The organism is Streptomyces cinnamoneus, from assembly GCF_014650495.1.
GTDB lineage: Bacteria > Actinomycetota > Actinomycetes > Streptomycetales > Streptomycetaceae > Streptomyces > Streptomyces cinnamoneus.
The window spans coordinates 1-20,103 of record NZ_BMVB01000032.1 but is presented as its reverse complement, the minus strand read 5'-3'; the positions used below and the strand labels follow the sequence as shown (position 1 = coordinate 20,103).

General features: G+C 73.9%; 16 protein-coding genes. 6 read left to right on the top strand and 10 right to left on the bottom strand.

Translation table 11 applies throughout. The annotated features are described in order from the left end of the window. Positions 1 to 203: 203 nt before the first annotated feature. A complete protein-coding gene (locus IE182_RS28615) occupies positions 204 to 2,447 on the bottom strand; it encodes an MMPL family transporter (protein ID WP_190112878.1) in 2,244 nt (747 codons plus the stop codon). 224 nt (positions 2,448 to 2,671) lie between these two features. Here IE182_RS28615 and IE182_RS28610 point away from each other — a divergent pair, with 224 nt between their 5' ends. Then, a complete protein-coding gene (locus tag IE182_RS28610; protein ID WP_190112877.1) occupies positions 2,672 to 3,076 on the top strand; it encodes a rodlin in 405 nt (134 codons plus the stop codon). Between the two features lie 42 nt (positions 3,077 to 3,118). Here IE182_RS28610 and IE182_RS28605 read toward each other — a convergent pair whose 3' ends face one another. From IE182_RS28605 to IE182_RS28590, 4 genes are all read right to left on the bottom strand, one after another. Further along, positions 3,119 to 5,851, bottom strand: a complete 2,733-nt coding sequence (locus IE182_RS28605; RefSeq protein ID WP_190112876.1) for a helix-turn-helix transcriptional regulator — start codon at positions 5,849 to 5,851, stop codon at positions 3,119 to 3,121. 84 nt (positions 5,852 to 5,935) lie between these two features. Then, the gene (locus tag IE182_RS28600) at positions 5,936 to 7,006 is read right to left on the bottom strand and encodes an aminotransferase class I/II-fold pyridoxal phosphate-dependent enzyme (RefSeq protein WP_190112875.1); all 1,071 of its coding nucleotides are present in this window, start codon (positions 7,004 to 7,006) and stop codon (positions 5,936 to 5,938) included. Positions 7,007 to 7,108: 102 nt separating this feature from the next. After that, positions 7,109 to 7,906 carry a VOC family protein gene (locus tag IE182_RS28595; protein ID WP_190112874.1) on the bottom strand — a complete coding sequence of 266 codons (798 nt, stop codon included), beginning with the start codon at positions 7,904 to 7,906 and terminating at the stop codon, positions 7,109 to 7,111. A 357-nt stretch (positions 7,907 to 8,263) separates the two neighbouring features. Continuing rightward, the gene (locus IE182_RS28590) at positions 8,264 to 8,551 is read right to left on the bottom strand and encodes a hypothetical protein (RefSeq protein WP_190112873.1); all 288 of its coding nucleotides are present in this window, start codon (positions 8,549 to 8,551) and stop codon (positions 8,264 to 8,266) included. Between the two features lie 115 nt (positions 8,552 to 8,666). Between IE182_RS28590 and IE182_RS28585 the strand changes: the two genes are divergently transcribed. Next, positions 8,667 to 9,035 (top strand): arsenate reductase family protein, encoded by a 369-nt coding sequence (locus tag IE182_RS28585; RefSeq protein WP_190112872.1) that lies wholly within the window; start codon positions 8,667 to 8,669, stop codon positions 9,033 to 9,035. Positions 9,036 to 9,085: 50 nt separating this feature from the next. On the opposite strand, the gene IE182_RS28580 is transcribed toward IE182_RS28585, so the two are convergent. Next, positions 9,086 to 10,966 (bottom strand): ABC transporter ATP-binding protein, encoded by a 1,881-nt coding sequence (locus IE182_RS28580; protein WP_190112871.1) that lies wholly within the window; start codon positions 10,964 to 10,966, stop codon positions 9,086 to 9,088. A 141-nt stretch (positions 10,967 to 11,107) separates the two neighbouring features. On the opposite strand from IE182_RS28580, the gene IE182_RS28575 reads away from it, so the two are divergent. Beyond that, positions 11,108 to 11,578, top strand: a complete 471-nt coding sequence (locus IE182_RS28575) for a VOC family protein (RefSeq protein WP_190112870.1) — start codon at positions 11,108 to 11,110, stop codon at positions 11,576 to 11,578. A gap of 62 nt (positions 11,579 to 11,640) precedes the next feature. Here IE182_RS28575 and IE182_RS28570 read toward each other — a convergent pair whose 3' ends face one another. The 3 genes from IE182_RS28570 to IE182_RS28560 are packed head-to-tail and all read right to left on the bottom strand — an operon-like array spanning position 11,641 to position 15,022. Further along, on the bottom strand, positions 11,641 to 13,164 hold the full coding sequence (locus IE182_RS28570) for a 4-hydroxyphenylacetate 3-hydroxylase family protein (RefSeq protein WP_190112869.1): 1,524 nt from the start codon (positions 13,162 to 13,164) through the stop codon (positions 11,641 to 11,643). Beyond that, a complete protein-coding gene (locus tag IE182_RS28565; protein WP_190112868.1) occupies positions 13,161 to 14,018 on the bottom strand; it encodes a TauD/TfdA dioxygenase family protein in 858 nt (285 codons plus the stop codon). The genes IE182_RS28570 and IE182_RS28565 overlap by 4 nt, the downstream gene beginning before the upstream one ends. Before the next feature lie 26 nt (positions 14,019 to 14,044). Continuing rightward, entirely contained in the window at positions 14,045 to 15,022 is a 978-nt protein-coding gene (locus IE182_RS28560) for an L-tyrosine/L-tryptophan isonitrile synthase family protein (protein ID WP_190112867.1), read from the bottom strand. A 99-nt stretch (positions 15,023 to 15,121) separates the two neighbouring features. Here IE182_RS28560 and IE182_RS28555 point away from each other — a divergent pair, with 99 nt between their 5' ends. From IE182_RS28555 to IE182_RS28545, 3 genes are all read left to right on the top strand, one after another. Continuing rightward, a complete protein-coding gene (locus tag IE182_RS28555) occupies positions 15,122 to 16,078 on the top strand; it encodes a LysR family transcriptional regulator (RefSeq protein WP_190112866.1) in 957 nt (318 codons plus the stop codon). A gap of 115 nt (positions 16,079 to 16,193) precedes the next feature. Beyond that, the gene (locus IE182_RS28550; protein ID WP_190112865.1) at positions 16,194 to 17,654 is read left to right on the top strand and encodes a glycoside hydrolase family 47 protein; all 1,461 of its coding nucleotides are present in this window, start codon (positions 16,194 to 16,196) and stop codon (positions 17,652 to 17,654) included. A gap of 116 nt (positions 17,655 to 17,770) precedes the next feature. After that, a complete protein-coding gene (locus IE182_RS28545; RefSeq protein ID WP_190112864.1) occupies positions 17,771 to 19,147 on the top strand; it encodes a cytochrome P450 in 1,377 nt (458 codons plus the stop codon). Here the strand turns inward: IE182_RS28545 and IE182_RS28540 are convergent. Further along, positions 19,140 to 20,012 carry a UbiA family prenyltransferase gene (locus IE182_RS28540; RefSeq protein ID WP_190112863.1) on the bottom strand — a complete coding sequence of 291 codons (873 nt, stop codon included), beginning with the start codon at positions 20,010 to 20,012 and terminating at the stop codon, positions 19,140 to 19,142. The genes IE182_RS28545 and IE182_RS28540 overlap by 8 nt on opposite strands. Positions 20,013 to 20,103: the final 91 nt, after the last annotated feature.

Sequence of the window (20,103 nt, the reverse complement as noted above, 5' to 3'; positions counted from 1 at the left end):
GCCCGATCCGACGTGCACGTGAGTGACCTTTCTTGCAGTGACGAAACGTCGCGGCGGGTCACAGCCTCCGCCGCCGGTACGACCGGCGACGCCCCCCACCACACCACTACAGATGATCTGCACGCTTGTACGGTTGCACGGAGAAAGAAGCATTTGTACTGACCAAAGGCCCTTGACCCGCCGTCCGTGCCGGTGAGGGCGGGTCAGCGGGCCCGGCGGCGGCCCGCAGGCCACCAGTTGGCGCGGCCGGCCAGCGACATGACCGCGGGGACGAGCAGGGCGCGCACCAGCGTGCAGTCGAGGGCGACGGCGACCGCGAGGCCGAATCCGATGAGCTGCAGCAGCACGAGGTCGCAGGCGGCGAGCGAGGCCATGACGACGGCGAAGACCAGGGCGGCGGAGGTGAACAGCCGTCCGGTGCGCTGCAGGCCCACGGCGACGGCGAGCGTGGTGGGGGTGCCCCGGCGGTGCTCCTCCAGGATGCGGGAGAGGAGGAAGACCTCGTAGTCCATGGAGAGGCCGAAGGCCGTGCAGAACATGACGGCGGGGATGACGACGTCGGTGGTGGCGGGGCTGTTCACGGTCCCGAGCAGTGCCTCCGGGCGGCCCTGCTGGAAGACGGCGACGATGATGCCGAAGGTCGCCGCCAGGCTCAACGCGTTGAGGACGACGGCCTTGACGGGCACGAGCAGGCTGCGCGTGTAGGCGAACATCAGCAGGAGCGTGGCGGCCACGGTGAGCACCATGGCGAGGGGCAGCCGGTCGCTCAGGGCCTTCTCGGTGTCCGTCAGCCGGGCCCCGGGGCCGCCGACCAGGGCCGCCGCGGTGGGGGCGGGCTCCTCGCGCAGCCGCTCGGTGAGCTGCCGTCCGTCCGGCGAGAGGGGGGAGTCGGTGGTGGGCGTGACGCTCAGCCAGGTGCCGGCCGGCCCGGTGAAGCCGGCCGCCCAGGGACCGGCGGCGGCCGTGCGCCGTCCGTCGCGATAGATGCCGGTGGCGGTCTGCACCTGGCGCACGCCCGGCAGCCGGGACAGCCGGGCCGCATAGGTGTGGACCGTGGAGGAGGAGACCGGGTGGGGGGCCGGGCCGGGCAGGGCTGCGGCCGCCACGGCCGGTACGGGGGGCGCGACGTGGACGTCGGGGAGCACGACGGTGGCCGCGCTGCCGCTCTCGGCGGCGAAGTCGGTGCGCAGGCGTTGCGATGCCTGGGCCACCGGTGAGGAGGACGGCAGGATGCGGTCGTCGTACATGCCGAACCGCGCGCCCGCGCCCGGGGCGGCCAGCAGGCCCAGCAGGAGCAGGGTGCCGAGGGTGACGAGCACGGGCCGCCGCGTCACCCAGACCGCCAGCCGGTACCAGCGGCCCTCGCTCACCGGCCGGTCGGGGCGGGTGCGCCAGCGGGCGAAGAGGTCCAGGGAGTTGACGCGCTTGCCCAGCAGGGCCAGCAGCACGGGCAGGACGAGCAGCGCCCCGCCGGCCGAGCACAGGGCGACGGCGGCGCCGCCGGCGGCGAGGGAGCGGGTCAGCGTCAGCGGGAAGACCATGAGCGTGCCCAGGACCGCGGCGATGGTCGTCGCGGAGAAGGCGACGGCCCGGCCGGCGGTGCGCACCGCGCACTCGACCGCCTCGACGGTCCGGGCGCCGCGGGCCAGTTCCTCGCGGAAGCGGCTGACCAGCAGGAGGCTGTAGTCGACGGCGAGTCCGAAGCCCAGTGCGGAGGCGATGTTCAGGACGAACACCGAGACGGTCATCGTCTCGCTCAGCAGGCGCAGCAGTGCGGTGGTGGTGAGGACGGCGAAGGCGCCGACGGCGACGGGCAGGAGGGCGGCGACGAGGCTGCCGAAGGCCCACAGGAGGATCAGCAGGACGAGCGGGGCGACGATGATCTCGGCGACCATCGCTCCGTCGGTGCTCAGGCGTTCCATTTCCGAGAAGAGCGCGGCTTCGCCGGCGACCGACACGGTGAGCGCTCCGGCCCGCTGCGTCTCGCGGGCGGCGATGTCCTTGCCGGCCGCCAGGACGTCCTTCTCCTCGCCGCTGAAGCGGACCGCGACGAGGGCGCTGCGGCCGTCGCGGCTGCGCAGGTGCGGGGTGCGGTGCGGCCAGTAGCCGTGCACCCAGGCGGTGCGCGGATCGGTGGCGAGACGGCTGGTCAGTTCCTGGCCCGCCTGCTGTGCGCGGGGGGAGTCGACGGGCTCCTTGGCGGTGGCGAGCAGCACCAGGTGCGGCTGTCCGGCGCCGAAGCGGTCGGCGAGGAAGGCGTCGGCCCGGGTGGACTGCGCGTCGGCCGGGGTCCAGCCGCCGGGGGCCAGGCGCTCCCCCACCCCGTACGCGCCCACCGCGGCGGCCGTGGCCACCAGGCACAGGACGAGGAGGGAGACGACGGCGCGGCGGGACGTTCCGTAGACCGCTGTCGCCCAGAACCTTCGGCGGGGCTGATGGAGGAGCATCACATGGCGTCCTTCGCAGGGTCGGACCGGGCCGCGCGCATCCATAGAATAGGACTAAGCGTAAAAATGCCAGTATTGAGCGTGATATCCGGCGCGGCGGCCGTGACGGCCTGGTCCGGACGGCCCCTTGCGGCAAGTGAGTGAGCGTCCGAAACTTCCCCGTCCTCCCCGGGTTACCCAGGTGACTTCCCTGCAGAAGACATCACCCATCGAAAGGCCGGGACGTGCTCAAGAAGGTTTTCGCGACGGCTGTTCTCACGGCGTCCGCAGTGGGGTGCATCGCCGGTCCCGCCGCGGCGAGCGGCGACGACGGGCGGAGCACCGCCAACGGCAACGGCGCCCGCACCACGCACGGCCTGACCGAGACGGGCGGCACGGAGAGCCCCCAGCTGAGCGCCGTTCAGGGGTCGCTCGACAAGCTGTGCATCGGCATCGGCAAGGTGAACCTGCAGTCGCTGCTGCTGGGCGGCGTCAACCTGCAGGACATCCCGGTGCTCACCTCGCAGCAACAGCAGCAGTGCACCGACATCTCCACGCTCCAGGACGGTGACGACCCGTTGAGCCACCTGCTCGACGACATCCCGGTCGCCTCCGGGAACGGCTCCGGGAACGCAGACGGCCACCACTGAGCCGGCACCGGGCCGGCGCGGCCCGTCGGGCACGGGCAGAGCTCAGTCGTGCTCGTCGGCGAAGCGGCGGGCCAACTCGGTCCGCGAGCGCAGGCCGAGCTTGCGGTAGACCTGGGTCAGGTGCATCTCCACCGTCTTGGTGCTCAGGAACAAGGCCGCGGCCGCCTCCCGGTTGGTGGCGCCGCCCGACACGGCGAGCGCCACCTGCATCTCCTGCGGGGTCAGCGGCTGCGCCGGCCGCCCGGCCGCGGGCAGGTGCTTGACCCCCGTGGCCCGCAGCTCGGCCAGCGCGCGCCCGGCCCACAGCCGGGCGCCCATCGCCTCCAGGCTCGCGTGCGCCGCCCGCAGCCGGGCGCGGGCCGCGGTGCGCCCGCCCTGCCGGCGCAGCCGCTGCCCCCACGACAGCTGGGTGCGGGCGGCCTCCAGACGCAGCCCGGCGCCGGTGTAACCCGCCACCGCCCGGCCGAACCATTCCTCGGCCTCGTCGCCGTCGGCCGTCGTCAGGGCCCGCAGCCGGGCCAGCCCCGCGGCCTGGCCCGGCAGTGCGGCCGCGACGTCCCCGGCCAGGGTGCGCTCCAGCGCTCCGGCCAGGGCGTGGGGCAGGCGGTGCCCGCTGCGGACGTGTGCCTCGGCGACGTCCATGGCGCCCGGCCAGGTCAGCAGGAGGGCGGAGGAGCACACGCGGAAGTAGCCGACGTCCGCCGTGTGGGCCAGGGCGGCCTCCGTGTGCCCCAGCGCGAACTCCAGGGCCGCGAGCGCCTCGTCGACGTACCGCGCCGAGGTGGTGCCCAGCTGCTCGCCGAGCCGCCGGGCCTCGGCGGCCCGCCGCCGGCAGTCGTCCTCCTCGCCGCGGACAGCCTGCACGTACGCCAGGACCGCCGTGCCCCGGTAGTGCCAGAGCGGGTTCCCGGTCTCGTGGCCCAGCCGCGCCGACTCCGAGGCCGCTGCGAAGGCCGCGTTCAGCTGCCCCGAGCCCACCTCGGCCACGGCGGCGATGTGCAGGGCGTAGGGCAGCATGCCGAGCTCGGCGTCGGCGCGCAGCCCCTCGACGAGCGGGTCGAGGATCCGCTTCGCGGCCGTCGGCAGGCCCACGCGGACGAGTTCGTGGGCGGCGTGCACGGCGTGCTGGCCGTCCAGGCCGTGCCCGCGGACCAGCTCCGGGACGTCCACGGCCGCCTGCAGCAGGCGCGCGCCCCGCGCCGGGTCGCCGCAGGCGAGCACGCTGACACCGGCCAGGAGGTGGGCGAGCCCGGTCAGGGCCCGGTCGGTGGAGCCCCACGCCGCGGCGGCCGTGGCCAGTTCGGCGGCGACGGGGAAGTCGTTGCCGACGTAGGCCGCGAGCACGGCGTCGAGCTGGCGCCGCACCGCCACCTCCACCGCCGTCGCGCGGTGGCGCGCGGCGGAGTCGGCCAGGCGCCGCACCGCGTGCCCGGGGTGGCCGAGGAAGAGCTCTATGCCGCCGAGGACGTACTGCGCCTCCGCCGCCCAGTCGCCGTCCGGCTCGTCGGCCGTCGCCTCGGCCACCAGGTCGCGGGCGCGGTGGAACTGCCCGGCGAACCAGGCGGCGGCCGCCGCCTGGAACCGGCACCGGCCGTACCGGTCACGGTCCGCGGTGAGGCCGGCGGCACGCTCGTAGCTGACCGACGCGACGCGATAGGCGCGCTTGTCCCGCATGCGGTCGGCCATCCGCTCCAGCTCGGCGGCGGCCTCCTCGTCGCGGCCGACGACCGACGCGGACAGGTGCCAGGCCCGGCGGTCGGCGTGGGCGGGCCCGGTCAGGACGCGGGCGAGGGCCCCGTGGGCGGCCCGCAGCCGGGCCGGGCCCGCCACGTCGACGACGGCCGAGCGGACCAGTGGGTGGGCGAAGACGATCCGCCCGCCGTCGAAGGTCACCAGCCCGCCGTCGTCCAGCTCGGTCACCGCCTCCGCCGGCAGGCCCAGTTCGCGGGCCGCGGCGGCCACGGTGTCCACGTCGGTGTCGGTCAGCGCGGCGAGCAGCAGCGCCGAGCGCCGGCCGGGGCCGAGGCCCGCCAGCCGGGGCGCGAACAGCGCCGTGGTGGCCCGCCCGACGGGCAGCGGCACGGGCAGCGCGGCCCGGCCGGCCAGGTGGTCGGGGCCCAGCAGGCGGGCGAGCTCGATGAGGGCCAGGGGGTTGCCGCCGGTGTCCCGCACCAGCCGTTCGGCCACGTCGGCGGCGACGGTGCCCCCGTGGGCCGTCAGGAGCTCGGTGGCGGCGGCCGTGTCGAGCCCCGCGAGGTGGAGGGTCTCCCACTCCGGGGGCGGTACGCGGGTGCCGATGAGGACGGCGATGCCTTCGCGGTCGAGCCTGCGGGCGGCGAAGAGGACGGCCTCCGCCGACGCCTCGTCCATCCGGTGGAAGTCGTCGAGCGCCAGCAGCATCGGCTGCCCCTCGGCGGCCGCGGTCAGCAGGCCGAGGGTGGCGGCGGCCACCGCGAAGCGGTCACCGCCCACCGGCGGCCCCAGCGCGAGCGCGCCCCTCAGGGCGGCCGCCTGCACCGTCGGCAGCCGCCCGATCTCGCGCTCCCAGGGGCGCAGCAGCGCGGAGAGGCCGGCGAAGGGCAGGCCCTGTTCGGTCTCGGCCGCCCTGACCTGACGGACCTGCAGGCCGTGGGCGGTGCTGACGGCGTGGTCCACCAACGCGCTCTTGCCGACGCCCGGTTCACCGCCGAGCACCAGGACGCCGCTGCGCAGGCCGCGGGCGGCGTCCAGCAGCCGGCCCAGCCGTTCGCACTCGGGCTTCCTCCCCCACAGCACGTCACCGAGGCTAACGGAGCCGCCGGCCCCCGGGGAGGGCGTCCCGCGGGAAAGCGACACCTGCGGGTGGGGGCGGGTGGTGCGTCAGCCGACGAGGCCGTCGGCCGCGGCGACGTCGTGCAGCGCCTCCAGCACGTGGTCGATGTCCTGGGGCCGCAGGGTGGCGGTGACCGTCAGCCGCAGGCGGGCGCAGCGGGCGAGGACGGCGGGGTGCCGCGGCACGACCACGTCCACGCCGCGTGCGCGCAGGTCCCCGGCCAGGCGCAGGGCGGTCGCGGCGTCACCGGCGGGGACGGTGACGACGGGGGCGGGGGTGTCGGTGACGTCGAACCCGAGGGCGCGCAGCCCGGCGCGGAGCCGTGCGGCGTTCTCCCGCAGCCGCAGGGGGCGCCACGGTTCGCGCTGCAGCAGGTCCAGGGCCGCGAGCGCACCGGCCGCGGCGACGGGGGGCAGGCCCCTGCCGAAGGCGGCGGGGTGTGCGGTGCCGTGCAGCCGGCCGACGACCTCGCGACGGCCCGCGACGAACCCGCCGGTTCCGGCGAGTGCGGTGGCGAACGTGCCGGTGAGCAGGTCCGGGACGATGCCGGCACCCGCGCAGGCGCCGCGGCCCCCCGGTCCGAGGACACCGAGCCCGTGGGCCTCGCCGACCACGGTCATCGCGTCGTGACGGCGTGCCAGTGCGGCGATCGCGGCCAGCGGGGCCGGTTCGCCGTCGGCCGCGTAGACGCCGTCGACGGCGATGAACCGCTTCTCCGCCGAGGCGTTGCGTTCCAGGACGCACTCCAGCTTGGCCATGCTGTTGTGGGAGAAGATCCTGATGCGGCCCTCCGCCAGCCGGCAGCCGTCGACGACGCCCGGGTGGCTGTACTGGTCGGCGGCCACGACCGTGGCGGAGTCGCACAGCGCGGGCAGCGCGCCGAGGCAGGCCAGATAGCCGGAGCCGAAGGTCAGCGCCGCCTCGGCGCCCAGCCAGCGGGCGAGCCTCTCCTCCAGCTCGCGGTGCGGTGGCCTGGGGCCGGCGGCGCGGGCGGCGGAACCGAAGCGGTCCAGGGCCGCGCGCATGGCCCGGGTGATCTCCGGGTGTCCGGCGAGCCCGAGGTAGTCGCCGGTGTTCATCACCAGCGCCGTGGTCTTTCCGTACGGCTGCGACGTCATGCCCTCAGGCTGCCGGTCGCCGGGCCGGCGGCACTACGGGAGGAACCCTGGGGCTCCCGCCCGCCCGAGCACCCGGCCCGGTGGGGTGAGGGCCCGGGGCCGCTAGCCGGTGATGCGGGGCATGTCGCCCTTCGTCGTGCCCGGGTCGATGACGGAGAAGGCGGCCCCCTGCGAGTCGGTCAGCGCCGCGAACCGGCCGAACGGGCTGTCCATCGGTCCGAACCGCAGGGTGCCGCCGCGCTCGGTCGCCTTCGCCACGGCGGCGTCGCAGTCGCCGACGCCGAAGTACACGTTGATGCAGGGCGGGATGTCGTCGGGGAACTCGTCGGTCATGGCCATCCGGCCCAGGGCGGTGTCGTCGCCCAGGCCGAAGAGCGTGAAGTCGACGGCGTCGTCCTCCATCCGCCTGACCGTGTACGGGAAGACGGCGGGGAAGAAGGCGTCGGCCTTCGCCGGGTGGCGGGTGAAGACCTCGGCCCAGCAGTAGGCCCCCGGCACGCCGCGCAGCTCGAAGCCCTCGTGGCTGCCGGCCTGCCAGACGCCGAAGGCCACTCCGCCCGGGTCCCTGGCGAGCAGCATCGAACCGAAGGCCCCGACCTGCAGGGGCTCCATGAGGAGCGTGCCGCCGTTGTCGCGGATCGCGCCCGCGGTGGCGGCGGCGTTTGGCGAAGCGAGGTACAGGCACCAGGCCGACCGGGTCTCGCCCTCCTGCCCGGGCATCGGGGGGACGATGGCGGCCACCGCCTTGCCGTCGCAGTACGCCTGCGTGTAGTTGCCGTACTCCGCGGCGCTCTCGCCGAACGTCCAGCCCAGCACGTCACCGTAGAAGCGCTTGGCGTCCTCCAGGTCGGTGAACATCGCGTCGGCCCAGCACGGCATGCCTTCCGGTTGCACGGGCATGGCTCCGGCCCCTTCCACTCGACGGGGTGGTCCGGTTTTCACGCTAGTCACGCGTCCACCGGACCGCGAGGCGGGTGCCGCAGGCAACGATTGCCGAACATGCGGCCGGGCCACCGTTTCGCCATGCCCCGTACGGGCGACATCACGCTTGGCGGGACACGGGCGGGGCAAGCGTGATATGTCAAAACCGATGACCGGATAAGAGGTACTTCATGCGCCGTGCCGCCGTCATGACCCTCGGAACCGCCGCAGTGCTCGGTTTGCTCAACACCCCGGCCAGGAACCGTTGCCGGCCGGTCCCCCTCCCGCCCCGCCGGCGAGAAGGGGACCGCTGCACCGAGCAGGGGTCGACGGCGGTCAGCGACCGCTGTCGTGGTGAATGAGCGTGCGCACCATCCGGCACGTGGTGTCGGACGGGCGGTGCACGCCGATCTGCGTGGCCACCAGGCGTATCCGGCGGTTCGTCGCCGTCCGGGGACGGTTGACGCCGGAGTGGAGCAGGGCGATCGCCAGGCGCATGGCCTTCAGCCGGCGGTTGTGCGACTCGTACCAGTCGCGCGGGCGCCCCGCCGGCAGGCGCTTCCTCGGCAAGGTCGGAAGGGTCGGCAGGTCGGGAAGGGGGCAGGGTGTTGCGGCTACGGCCATCGGCATCCTCCTGACGCGGTCCTGCACTGTTTCAACTCCCCCCATTTTACTGCCGGGCACTGACAACGGCCCTGGTCAGACGCCACCTCCAGGGGCTCGCGGTACGGTGGGGGCCATGGAGATCTGGATCAACCCGGCCTGCTCGAAGTGCCGCAGCGCCATCAGCCTGCTCGACGCGGAAGGTGCCGACTACACCGTCCGCCGCTACCTGGAGGACGTCCCCAGCGGCGAGGAGATCCGCGCCGTGCTCGACCGGCTCGGGCTGGAGCCGTGGGACATCACCCGGACCCAGGAGGCGGTGGCGAAGGAGCTCGGGCTGGGGGACTGGCCGCGCGAGGCGGGCGCCCGCGAGCGGTGGATCACTGCGCTCTCGGAGCACCCGAAGCTGATCCAGCGTCCGATCATCACCGCGGACGACGGCTCGGCCGTGGTGGGCCGTACGGACGAAGCGGTCCAGGAGGCCCTCTCCCGCTCCGCGCGCTGACCCGGCCCGCGCCCCGCGCCCGCCGGGCCGGCGGGTGCGGGGCGCCGGGGTCAGGACCGGTGGGCGCCGTCGCGGGGCGCTTTGGCACCGCGGTCGTTCTGCAGCTCCCACAGCTCCCGGAAGAGCCCCGGGGCCCGGACGAGTTCGGGGAAGCTGCCCTGCTGGATGACGCGGCCGTGGTCGAGGACGACGATGCGGTCGGCGACGGCCACGTTGGCCAGGCGGTGGGTGACGAGGACGACGGCCCGGTCCTGGGCGACCTTGCGCAGTCCGGTGAAGATGCGGTGCTCCGCGCGGGCGTCCAGGGCGCTGGTGGGTTCGTCCATGACGAGGAGTCCGGCCGGCCGGTGGAAGGCGCGGGCGATGGCGACGCGCTGCCACTGCCCTCCGGAGAGCTCCACTCCGCCGAACCACTCGCGGGCCAGCAGGGTGTCCAGGCCGCTGCGCAGGTCCTCGATCACCTCGTCGGCGCCCGAGTGCCCGGCGGCCCGCAGGACGGCGGCGTCGCCGCCGTGCGGCTGACCGAGCGTGATGTTCTCGCGGACGGTCATGGGCCAGTGGGCGTAGTCCTGCGGGACGACGGCCGTATGGGTCCACAACGCCTGCGGGTCGAGGTCGGAGGTGTGCACGCCGTCCCAGCTCACGCTCCCCTCCGTGGGCAGGTACAGGCCCGACAGCAGCTTGCTGAGCGTGGTCTTGCCCGAGCCGTTCTCGCCGACCAGCGCCAGGACCTCGCCGCGGCGCACTTCGAGGCTGACCTTCTCCAGCGCGGGGCGGTCCGAGCCGGGGTAGCGGTAGGTCAGGCCCTCGGTCCTGACGGACAGCGGGGCGGGCGGGCTCATGGTGCCCCGTGCCATGCGGTGGCCGCCGGCCTTGTCGATGAACTCGGCCCAGTCGTCGAGGTACAGCCCCGTGCGGAAGAGGCGCGAGCCGTAGGCGACGACGCCGCGCAGGGACGAACCGACCGTGCGCAGCGCGAAGACCGCCGTGCCCGCCGAGGCGACGGACACGTGCCCGGTGGCCAGCAGCAGCACGAGGGCCGCCCACACCAGGGCGGAGGCCAGCCCGCCGGCCACGGCGCCGAGCAGTGCGTAGCGGGCGCCGCGGTGCACGGCCTTGTCGGTGGCGATGTCGATGCGGTGACCGATCGCCCGGTAGCGGTCGAGGAGGAAGTCGGCCATGGTGCAGGAGCGGAGCTGGTCGGCGGGGGCCTTGTCGGTCATGTGCCAGCGCAGCAGGCTCAGGACGCGGCGCTCGCCGCTCAGGGCGCGGGAGGTCGTGTAGTGGATGCGTGCACCCTGCACGCTGGCGATGCCCTGCGGGAAGGTGGCCAGCAGCAGCAGGGGCAGCAGGACGGGGTGCAGCAGCGTCGCCACGCCCGCCGCGGCGATCAGCGAGGCGAGACAGGCCATGAGGTCCTGCGACTCGATGAGCAGGTCCTGGGCGACGTCCGCGCCCCGGTCCGCCGCCTCCCGCATGTCGTTGAAGCCGGGGTTGTCGTAGGCCACGAGCTCGGTGTGGATCGCGGCGTCGAGCATCTGCATCTCCGCCTCGCGGGAGATGCGGGGGGCCAGGCGGCTGGAGATGTTGTGGATGACGATGCCGAGGAGGGCGCGGGCCCCGGCGGCCCCGGCGAGGAGGACGAGCGAGGGCAGCGCGTCCCAGAGGCGGTCCTGGATGTGGCCGGAGGTGATGAGGGCGGTGATGGTGCGGGTGGTGGCGAGCAGTCCGAACGCCTCGAAGGCCGCGGACAGCACCTGGCACGTCAGGAGCAGGACCACGGCGCGCCGGTCCACCCGCCAGCCCAGGGAGAGGGCCTTGCGGACGAGCTGGGGCAGGCGGCGTCCCATGGACCGGGCAGTGAGGGGGTTCTTCTCGAAGACGGTCAACGTGGCGGAGCGATACCGTAATTCTTCCTGGTGCGGCCTCATGGCCTCGGCTGACAACTCGCCTCCCGTGGTGGGGGTGGGCGCTCCGGTGCTGCGTGTGCGCTTGCACCATGCCGCACGGACGTCGTGGCCGGGTGGCGAACGGCCCGATTCCACCCGAAGGTGGGTCCAGGAGGACACGGCATGCAGAAGATCACGACGTTTCTGTGGTTCGACGACCGGGCCGAGGAGGCCGCCGGCTTCTACACGTCCGTCTTCGACGACTCCCGCATCGTGGAGGTCCAGCGGTACGGCGAGGCGGGTCCGGGGGAAGCGGGCACGGTCATGGTGGTCACCTTCGAGCTCGCGGGGCAGCGGTTCATTGCCCTCAACGGCGGCCCGCAGTTCACGTTCAACGAGGCCGTCTCGCTGAGCGTGGACTGCGGGACGCAGGAAGAGGTCGACGAGCTCTGGGCGAAGCTGGGCGACGGCGGCCAGGAGGGCGCCTGCGGTTGGCTGAAGGACAGGTTCGGGCTGTGGTGGCAGATCGTGCCCAGGGCGCTGACCGAGCTGCTGGGCGACCCCGACCCGGTCCGGTCGAACCGGGTGATGCGGGCCATGCTCGGCATGAAGAAGATCGACATCCAGGAGCTGGTGGACGCCGCCGGGGGATGAGTCCGCACGGGCCCGGCCCGGCGGGTGCCGGGCGCAAGGCCCGGCACCCGTGGCTCCGCGGCCTACCAGGCGTCCGCCGGGTCCGTGTGCCAGGGGCCCCGGGTCCAGCCCGTCGTGTCGTAGTCGGCCATGCACGTGTGCACGAACTCCTCGTACGCGGCGACGGCGCCGCGTCCGGTCGCCCACTTCAGCGCGTCGAGGCGCACCTGCTCGCCGTTGCCCGAGTAGTTGCGCTCGTACAGCTCGTGCCGTCCGCCGAACTCGGTGCCGATCGCGTCCCAGATGAGCTTGAACAGCTTGATCCGGTCCTGGGCGGTGGTGTCCGAGCCCCGGTAGAAGCGGTCGATGAGCGGGCGCAGTTCGGGGTGGTCGAGGTCGCGGGCGCTGGAGGGGACCACGAGCGGCGATCCGCCGAGGGTGGTCTCGAAGATCTCGTGCACCCGGTCCCAGACCTGCGCGTTGTACATGCGCACGGCCGAGGCGTACTCCAGCTTGGGCAGGGCGATGCCGTCGGTGCCCGGCTCGGGGTCCATCGCCATGGCGGTGGTCAGGCCCCAGACCATGTTGCGCATCGTCACCAGCTCGCCGACCGCGGCCTGGACGCCGCGGAAGGCGTCGGTGCCGTTCGCCTTCGTGCCGAGCGACAGCAGGCCGGCCATCATCTCCAGCTTGACGCTCAGGCGCACGCCGGACTGGAAGTTGTAGAGGTTGGCGAAGCCGGACCTGGCGTAGAAGCCGGTGGAGCGCTGGATGTCGCGGTGGACGAGGACGTCCTCCCAGGGGATGAGCGCCCGGTCCAGCACCAGCACGGCGTCGTTCTCGTCGAAGCGGCTGGAGAGGGGCGCGTCGAAGGGGGCCCGGTCCCGTCGCGCGTAGGGGGTGCGGCAGATCAGCTTCACGCCGGGGTTGTCCATGCGGGCGAAGAAGACCACGGCGAAGTCCTCGCCCCGGCCGGGGGTGAGGGCCGCGGAGGCGACGGGCGCGACGAAGCTCGCGTTGGTGATCGCCGAGCCGGTGGCGAGCATCTTGGCGCCGGAGACCACGATGCCCTCGTCGGTCTCCTTCTCGACGTGCACGAAGACGTCGCGCATGTCGTGGATGGCCTGCTTGCGGTCGGTCGGCGGGTTGATGATCACGTGGTTGAGGTAGAGGCCCCGGCCGGCGAACTCCTGGTACCAGCGGGTCGCGTTGGGCGCGAACTCGCCGTAGAAGTCCGCGTTGGCCGCCAGTCCCGACATGAAGGCGGCCTTGTAGTCGGGGGTGCGGCCGAGGAAGCCGTACCCCATTCTCGACCAGGTGGCGATGGCCTCGCGCGCCGCCAGCAGCTCGCCGGCCGACCGGCTGGGCTTGAAGAAGCGGTGCGTGCGCAGGCCGAAGTCGTCGGTGGCGGTGAGCACGTCCCGGGTCGCGGGCGCGTGCAGGGCGTCGTAGAGCCGTGCGACGGACAGGGCGGAGTTGGCGAAGGCGGGGTGGGTGGTGACGTCCTTGACGCGCTCGCCGTCGACGTACACCGCGCGTCCGTCGCGCAGGCTCTCCAGGTACTCCTCGCCGGTCATCAGCGACCGGGGGGCGGCGTGCCCGCTCATCGGACCAGCGCCGGGTTCGTCAGCGGCGGCGTGCCGAGCACGTGGACGCGGCGCAGGTGGCGCGGCGAGCGGCTGGCGAACGCCTCCCGTCCGTGCAGCAGCGTGTAGTTGTCGGCGACCACCACGTCGTCCGTCCGCCACTCGTGCGCGTACAGGTGGCGCGGGTCGTGCAGCGCCTCCTGCAGGGTGGCGTGGAACTCGGCCAGCCGCTCCGCGGGAACGCCGGTGAACTCCAGGTCGGGGTGGTTGAGGAACTCCTCGCCCGGCGGCACCGGCTCGTTGTAGCGGATGACCGGGAAGCCGTCGGGGTGGGTGGTCACCACCGGGGAGACGCTCTCGCCTGCGTACACCTGCGAGACCTCGCGCCGGTAGCGGCCGGTGACCTGCTCCCACAGCGCGCGCCGGCCGGGCTCGGCCTCCCGCAGCACGGCCTCGGTCTGGGTGAAGGTGGTCCGGCCGCCGTTGCCCTCGCCGGGTGCGCTGACGCAGTGGAAGACCTGGAACTCCGGGACCTGCTCGCGGTACATGCCGTCCCAGTGCAGCGGCACGTAGCGGTGGTCGAAGATGTGGTCGTCGGGGTCGTCGTGCTCGACGAGCTCCAGGACGGCCCCGTACGGCCACATGCCGATCTCGCCCCAGCGGGCGCTGTAGTCCGTCAGCTCCCCGGGCCCGCCGGGGCCGGTGAAGCCGCGCAGCAGCAGGAGGTGGTGCTCGCGCACCAGTTCGCGCAGCCGGGGTACGGGCAGGTCGGTGACCGGCGCGCCGGGCCGGGCCGCGTCGACGCGGACGCCGAACGGTTCCAGCGCGGTGAGGGGGTGGCCCGCCAGGTGGGTGGTGTCCGGGGTGGTGGTCATCTGGGTCCTTCGGTGGGGAGGGCCGGTCAGGCGGCGGCGGTCGCGGGGGCGAGGGGCTCGGTGAGCGCGTAGTGGCTCGGCCGGCCGCCGGCCCGCACCAGCTGGGCGCCCCGGGCCTCGGCCTCGCTGCGCTTGACGAGCACGTAGTCGCCGTCCCCGGTGTCGAGGGCGACGCTGTGCCAGGGCGTCAGCCAGTTGTCCGGCGTTCGGACGAGGTGGATGCCGAGCTTCTCCGCTCCGCAGGGCTGGGGGTGGATGGACAGCCGCAGCGCGCCGGGGAACCGGTCGGCGAGCAGGTCGCCCCACGCCTTGCTGCGCTGGATGACGACGTAGGCGCGGGCGCGGGCGTCGCGCTGGAGGGCGGCCCTGCTGCCGGTGTATTCGGGGGTGTTGCCGTCCTCGAAGAGGAAGCGGGTGATGGCCCGGTACAGCGGCGCCTCCTCACCGGCCCGGACGCGCTTGCGCAGCTGCTCCAGCGGCTCGGCGTAGCGTTCGGAGAGGATCTCCCGCATCCGGTCGTGGCCGAGGCCGGCCAGCTCGGGCAGGTCCTCCAGGTTGAACAGGCCGATGCCGCTCGGCCGGGGCAGCGCGTCGATCAGCGCCTGCATCTCGCGCTGGTAGGCGGTGATGTGCTCGTCGGGGATGCCGACCGCGTCGCTGAAGACCCGGCCGTCGGAGCAGATGAGGATCTCGGCGCCCGGCGCGTACACCTCGCGGATGTCCGCGGTCAGGCCGCTGAGGAACTCCAGCGCCAGCTGCTCGGCCTTGTCGGGCAGGAAGCCGAGCACCTTGGCGGTGTTGGGCGACTTCCCGGGGAAGGCGGGGAGGACGAAGCGCACCGGCTCGCCTGCCGCGACGTACCGCTCGACCCGGGCGACGTGGGCGTCCCGGCAGTCCGGGCAGGGGGTGAGGGCGCAGGTGCCCGTCCGCTGGCCCTTGCGCTGGTGACGCAGGACCAGCTCCATGACTCCACGTGCGACGCGCGTGACGTCGGAGTCCGACATTCGGTGCCCTCCCAGGATCTGACGTTCAAGATCTACTAGGGCCATTCTGACAAAGAATTAGAACTTTCAAGTAATGCCATTCGTTCATAGTATCGAGCTATGGACCTGGAAGTTCGCCACCTCAGAGCGGTCTGCGCCATAGCGGACGCGGGCAGCATCACCAAAGCGGCGGCTGCGCTGGGCGTCTCCCAGCCGACGCTCACCACACAGCTGCGACGGATCGAGCGGCTGCTCGGCGGCGCCCTGTTCGTACGGTCCCTACAGGGGGCCTCACCCACGGCACTGGGCGAGTTCGTGCTCGCCAAGGCGCGCACGGTGCTGCCCACCGTCGAGGCGATCCAGCGCGAGTCGGCGCTGCACGCCGGCTCCACCGACGGCCGGCGGCCGCTGCGCTACGTCGCCACGCCGGGCCCGCTGGCGGTGGGCCTGCTCCGGGAGCTGAAGAGCCTCTTCCCCGGCGCGCTGCCGACCCTGCGCACGGAGACGAAGCTGTCCACCGCCGCCGACCTCGTGCTCAGCGGACAGCAGGACCTGGCTGCCGTGGTGGAGTACATCCGTCCCGGCTTCGGGCTGCCGGCAGACCTGCGGTCGGCGACCGTCGCCACCGAACCGGCCTTCGTCCTGCTGCCGGCCACCCACCCGCTGGCCGGGCAACCCCTCGTCGGCCTCGCGGAACTGGCCAAGGCCGAGTGGACCCTGTCCGCGAGCCAGGGCAACGGTCTGTTCGAATGCTTCGCGGCGGCCTGCGCCGAGGCGGGCTTCACCGCGACCGTCCGCCACGACGCCGAGACCGGCTCGGCCCGTGAACTCATCGCCGACGGCCAGGCGGTGGGCCTGGGCCAGGCCACCTTCCGCGCGACCCCCGGCATCGTCCCCCGCCCGCTCGCGGGCACCCCGCTGCTCATCCGCCACCGGCTGCTGTGGCACCGCCAGGGAGCGCTCGACGCCCACGCCCCCGCCATCGCCACCCGCGCCGAACGCGTCTACGCCACGGCCGTGCGGCGCAGCCCGCACTACCTGGACTGGCTGGCCGACCACCCGGCACCGCAGTCCTGACGCCGCGTCGCACACGGGCCGGGGCGTGCGACGCCGCGCCTGCCGGGCTCCGGGGCCGATCAGCTCCATACTGCGAGCACGGCCCGGAGCCGGTGGTCAGGAGGATCAGCCCGTCATGCTCGACGAATCGCTTTCCGTGCGGACGACCCGGCGCCGCATGCTCTACGCGCTCGCGGCGGCGGGCGGCCTCACCACCTGCCGCGGGCCGGCGGCGCGGGCGGCGGTCCCGCAGCCGGCGCGTGCTCCGCGGCCACCGGCCGCGACGCCTGCGACGCACCGGCCGGACCCCGCGAAGGCGCGGGAGATCCGTACCGAGTTCGTGCACGCCTGGGAGGGCTACAAGCGGTTCGCCTGGGGCCACGACGAGGTGCTGCCGGTCTCCGGCGGCCACGGCGAGTTCTTCGCCCGCGGCCACCCGGTGGGGCTGTCCATCGTCGAGGCGCTCGACACGCACTACGTCATGGAGCTGGACGACGAGGTCGAGCTGTGCACCGGATGGATCACGGAGCGCCTGGACTTCGACATCGACGCCGACTTCCAGGTGTTCGAGACCACCATCCGCCTGGTGGGCGGCCTGCTCGCCGGCTACCTCGCCACCGGCCGCACACGGCTGCTCAACCGGTGCACGGACCTGGCCGACCGGCTGCTGCCGGCCTTCACCAAGTCGCCGACGGGCATGCCCTACCGCTACGTCAACCTCCGCACCGGCCGCGTGTCCGGCACCACGCTGCCGGTCGCCGAGATCGGCACCCACATGCTGGAGTTCGGGCTGCTGTCCGAGCTCACCGGAGACCGCCGGTACGGGCGGGCCGCCAAGCGCGCGGTGCGCGCCGTGGTGCAGCGCCGCTCGTCGCTCGACCTGCTCGCCACCACCCTCGACGTGGAGAGCGGCCAGTGGACCGACCGGCAGGGCAGTGCCGTCGACCCCCCGGTGGACTCCTTCTACGAGTACCTGTGGGGCGCCTGGGTGATGTTCGGGGACGAGGAGTGCCGGGACTGGTTCCGGATGTTCGACGCCGCGCTGCGCCGCCACCAGGCCGAGCGCATCGGCGACCTGCTGTGGTTCAAGCACGTCGACTTCCGCACCGGAGCGCTCCTCAACCGGCGGCAGTCCTCGCTGGCCGTCGCCATCCTGCCGGTCGGCGGCGACAACGCCCTGGCGGCGGACTACTACCGCTCCTGGACCGCCGTCCTCGACAAGTACGCCGTCATCCCCGAGGCCATCGACTACGCGCGGCTCACCGTCCTGGACGCCAGGAACCAGCTGCGCCCCGAGTACGCCAATTGCGCCTTCCAGCTGTACTGGCAGACCGGTGACCCGTACTACCGGACCACCGCATGGCGCTACTTCGAGAACCTCCGCAAGCACCACCGGGTGCCGGGCGGCTACACCGTCGTCACCGACGTCACCCGGCGGCCGATGCCCCGGGGCGACCACTGCCCCGCGTACGTCTTCGCGGAGAACTTCAAGTGGCTCTACCTCACCTTCGCCGACACCCCGCGCTTCGACTACGCCCACGGCTACCTCAGCACGGAGGGGAAGGTCCTGCGGGGCCTGCGCCCGCCCCCGGCGTGACGGCCCCGGCCGCCGATATCACCGGAAAGCATTATTTCTCGCCCCGTCGGGGTAGGACAGAATGGTTCCGCCGCCCCTCACGCCAGCCGTCGCCGACGCCGGGAGGTCCGCCCCTCATGGCCGCGTCCGAAGTCGCCGTGCAGCCCGTGGCCGGCCCCCGCGGCCTGCCGCTGCTCGGCAACCTCCTCACCTTCGGCAAGGATCCGCTCGCCTTCTTCGTCCGGCTGCGCGACGACTTCGGGGACGTCGTGTCCTGGCAGCTCGGCCCGCGCCCGAGCCTGTTCATCTCGCGCCCCGAGCACATCGCCGAGGTCCTCGGCGCCGTCGAGCAGACCTACGACACCCTGGAGATCGGCTGGGCGCTCAAGCAGGTCGTCGGCAACAGCGTCCTGCTGGCCCGGGGCGCCGACTGGCGCCGCAAGCGGGCCCTCGTCCAGCCCACCGTCCGTCCCCGCCAGGTGCGTTCGTACGCGGCGACGATGGTCGACTGCGCGGAGGTCCTCGCCGGGCGCTGGCGCACGGGCCAGCGCATCGACGTGCGCCGCGAGATGGCCCGGCTCACCCAGCGGATCGTGGTCCGCACCCTCTTCGGCAACGACCTCCAGGGCCGGGGCAGCCTGCTGGCCAACGCCATGGCCGTGGTCCAGCGCGAGACCGGCACCGAGCTGCGGGGCATCAACCTGTTCCTGCCCTCCTGGGTGCGCACGCCCTCCCGACGCCGGCTCCTCGCCGCCGTCGGCGTCATCGACGCCGAGGTCGGCCGGCTGATCCGGGCCCGCCAGACCGGGCCCGCCGACGAGGAGCGCGACGACCTGCTCAGCAGGCTCCTGGCCGCCCGGGACGACCAGGGCCGCTCCCTGTCGGCCCGTGAGGTGCGGGACGAGGCGGTGACGCTGTGGGCGGCGGGACACGAGACCACCTCCACCACCCTGACGTGGACCTGGTACCTGCTCTCGGCGTCCCCGGCCGCCCGGGCCCGGCTCACCGAGGAACTGGACCGGGTCCTGGGCAGCCGGCCCCCCGTGTACGAGGACTACGAACGGCTCACCTGGACCCAGCAGATCGTCAAGGAGGCCATGCGGCTCTACCCGCCCGCCTGGCTGATGCCCGCGGTGGCCGGGGAGGGCGCCACCCTCGCCGGACGACCGCTGGAGCAGGGCACCATCGTGTGGTGCAGCCAGTGGTCCACCCACCGCGACGCCCGCTGGTTCCGCGACCCGGCCGCCTTCCGCCCCGAGCGCTGGGCCGCCGACGCCCCCGACCCCGTCCCCGACCACGCGTGGTTCCCCTTCGGCGGCGGCCAGCGCACCTGCCTCGGGGCGCGCTTCGCGCTCGTCGAGGCCGCGCTGGTCCTCGCCACGCTGGCCCAGCGCTTCCACGTGGACGTCGACGGGGGCGAGGTGAAGCCCGAGGCCGGCCTCCTCCTCCAGCCGGCGGTGCCGCTGCGCGCGACCCTGCGGCCCGTCAGCCGCACCGCCGCCCCCGTCACGTGAGGGCCGCTCCGCGGACGAGCAGCAGTGCCACGTCCACGGCCGCCACCACGACGGCCGCCGCGAACGGCGCCCGCTCCCACCACCGGCCGCACCGCACCCCGGCGGCCGTGGCCGACGCCGCCACCGCCAGCGCCGCGGGCCCCGCCGCGTCCGGCGCGCCCGGCGGCCCGAAGGCCAGCACCGCGGTGGCCACGAGCAGGGGAACGGGCAGGGCCGGCCCGGTGCGCCGCACGCCCAGGCGGTGCGGCAGGCCCCGTACCCCCGTCGCCACGTCCGCGGCGATGTCCGGCAGCACGTCGGCCAGGTGGGCGCCGACGCCCAGCAGCGCACCGGCCGCAACGAGCCACCAGGCGGGCCACGGCCGGCCGGGCAGAGCGAGGACGACGAAGGCCGGCAGGCTCGCGAAGCCCACGGCGTAGGGCAGCCAGGACCAGAGCGTCGCCTTCAACCGCAGGTTGTACGCCCACGCCGCCGCCACCCCCGCCAGGTGCACCGCACCGGCGAGCGGACCGCAGGCCAGCGACAGCGGCACGCACAGCGCCAGCGCCGTGAACGCCGCGCCCCACACCACCTCTTCCCCCACCGCCCCGGAGGCGACGGGCTTGTCCCGCCGGCCGGCGGCGGCGTCCCGGCGCGCATCGAAGGCGTCGTTGGACCAGCCCACCGACACCTGGCCCGCCAGCACGGCCGTCCCGGCCAGCACGCACCGGCCCCCGCTCTGCCCTGCGACGGCGGCCAGGGCCGTCGCCAGGCCCGTGACGGCGGCCGCCGGCCCCGGATGGCACGCCCCGGCCAGGGCGGCGACGGCCCGTCCCGGCCCGCGCCGGACCACCTCGCCCGGGCCCGGCCGCTCGCAGGTCTCCACGGGGAGAGCCTAGGTGTATTGATCACGAGCGTTGTTGACAGTCGTGGGTCTTGTTCATGGCGAAGACCTCCGGTGTGGTGGAGGTGTCGAG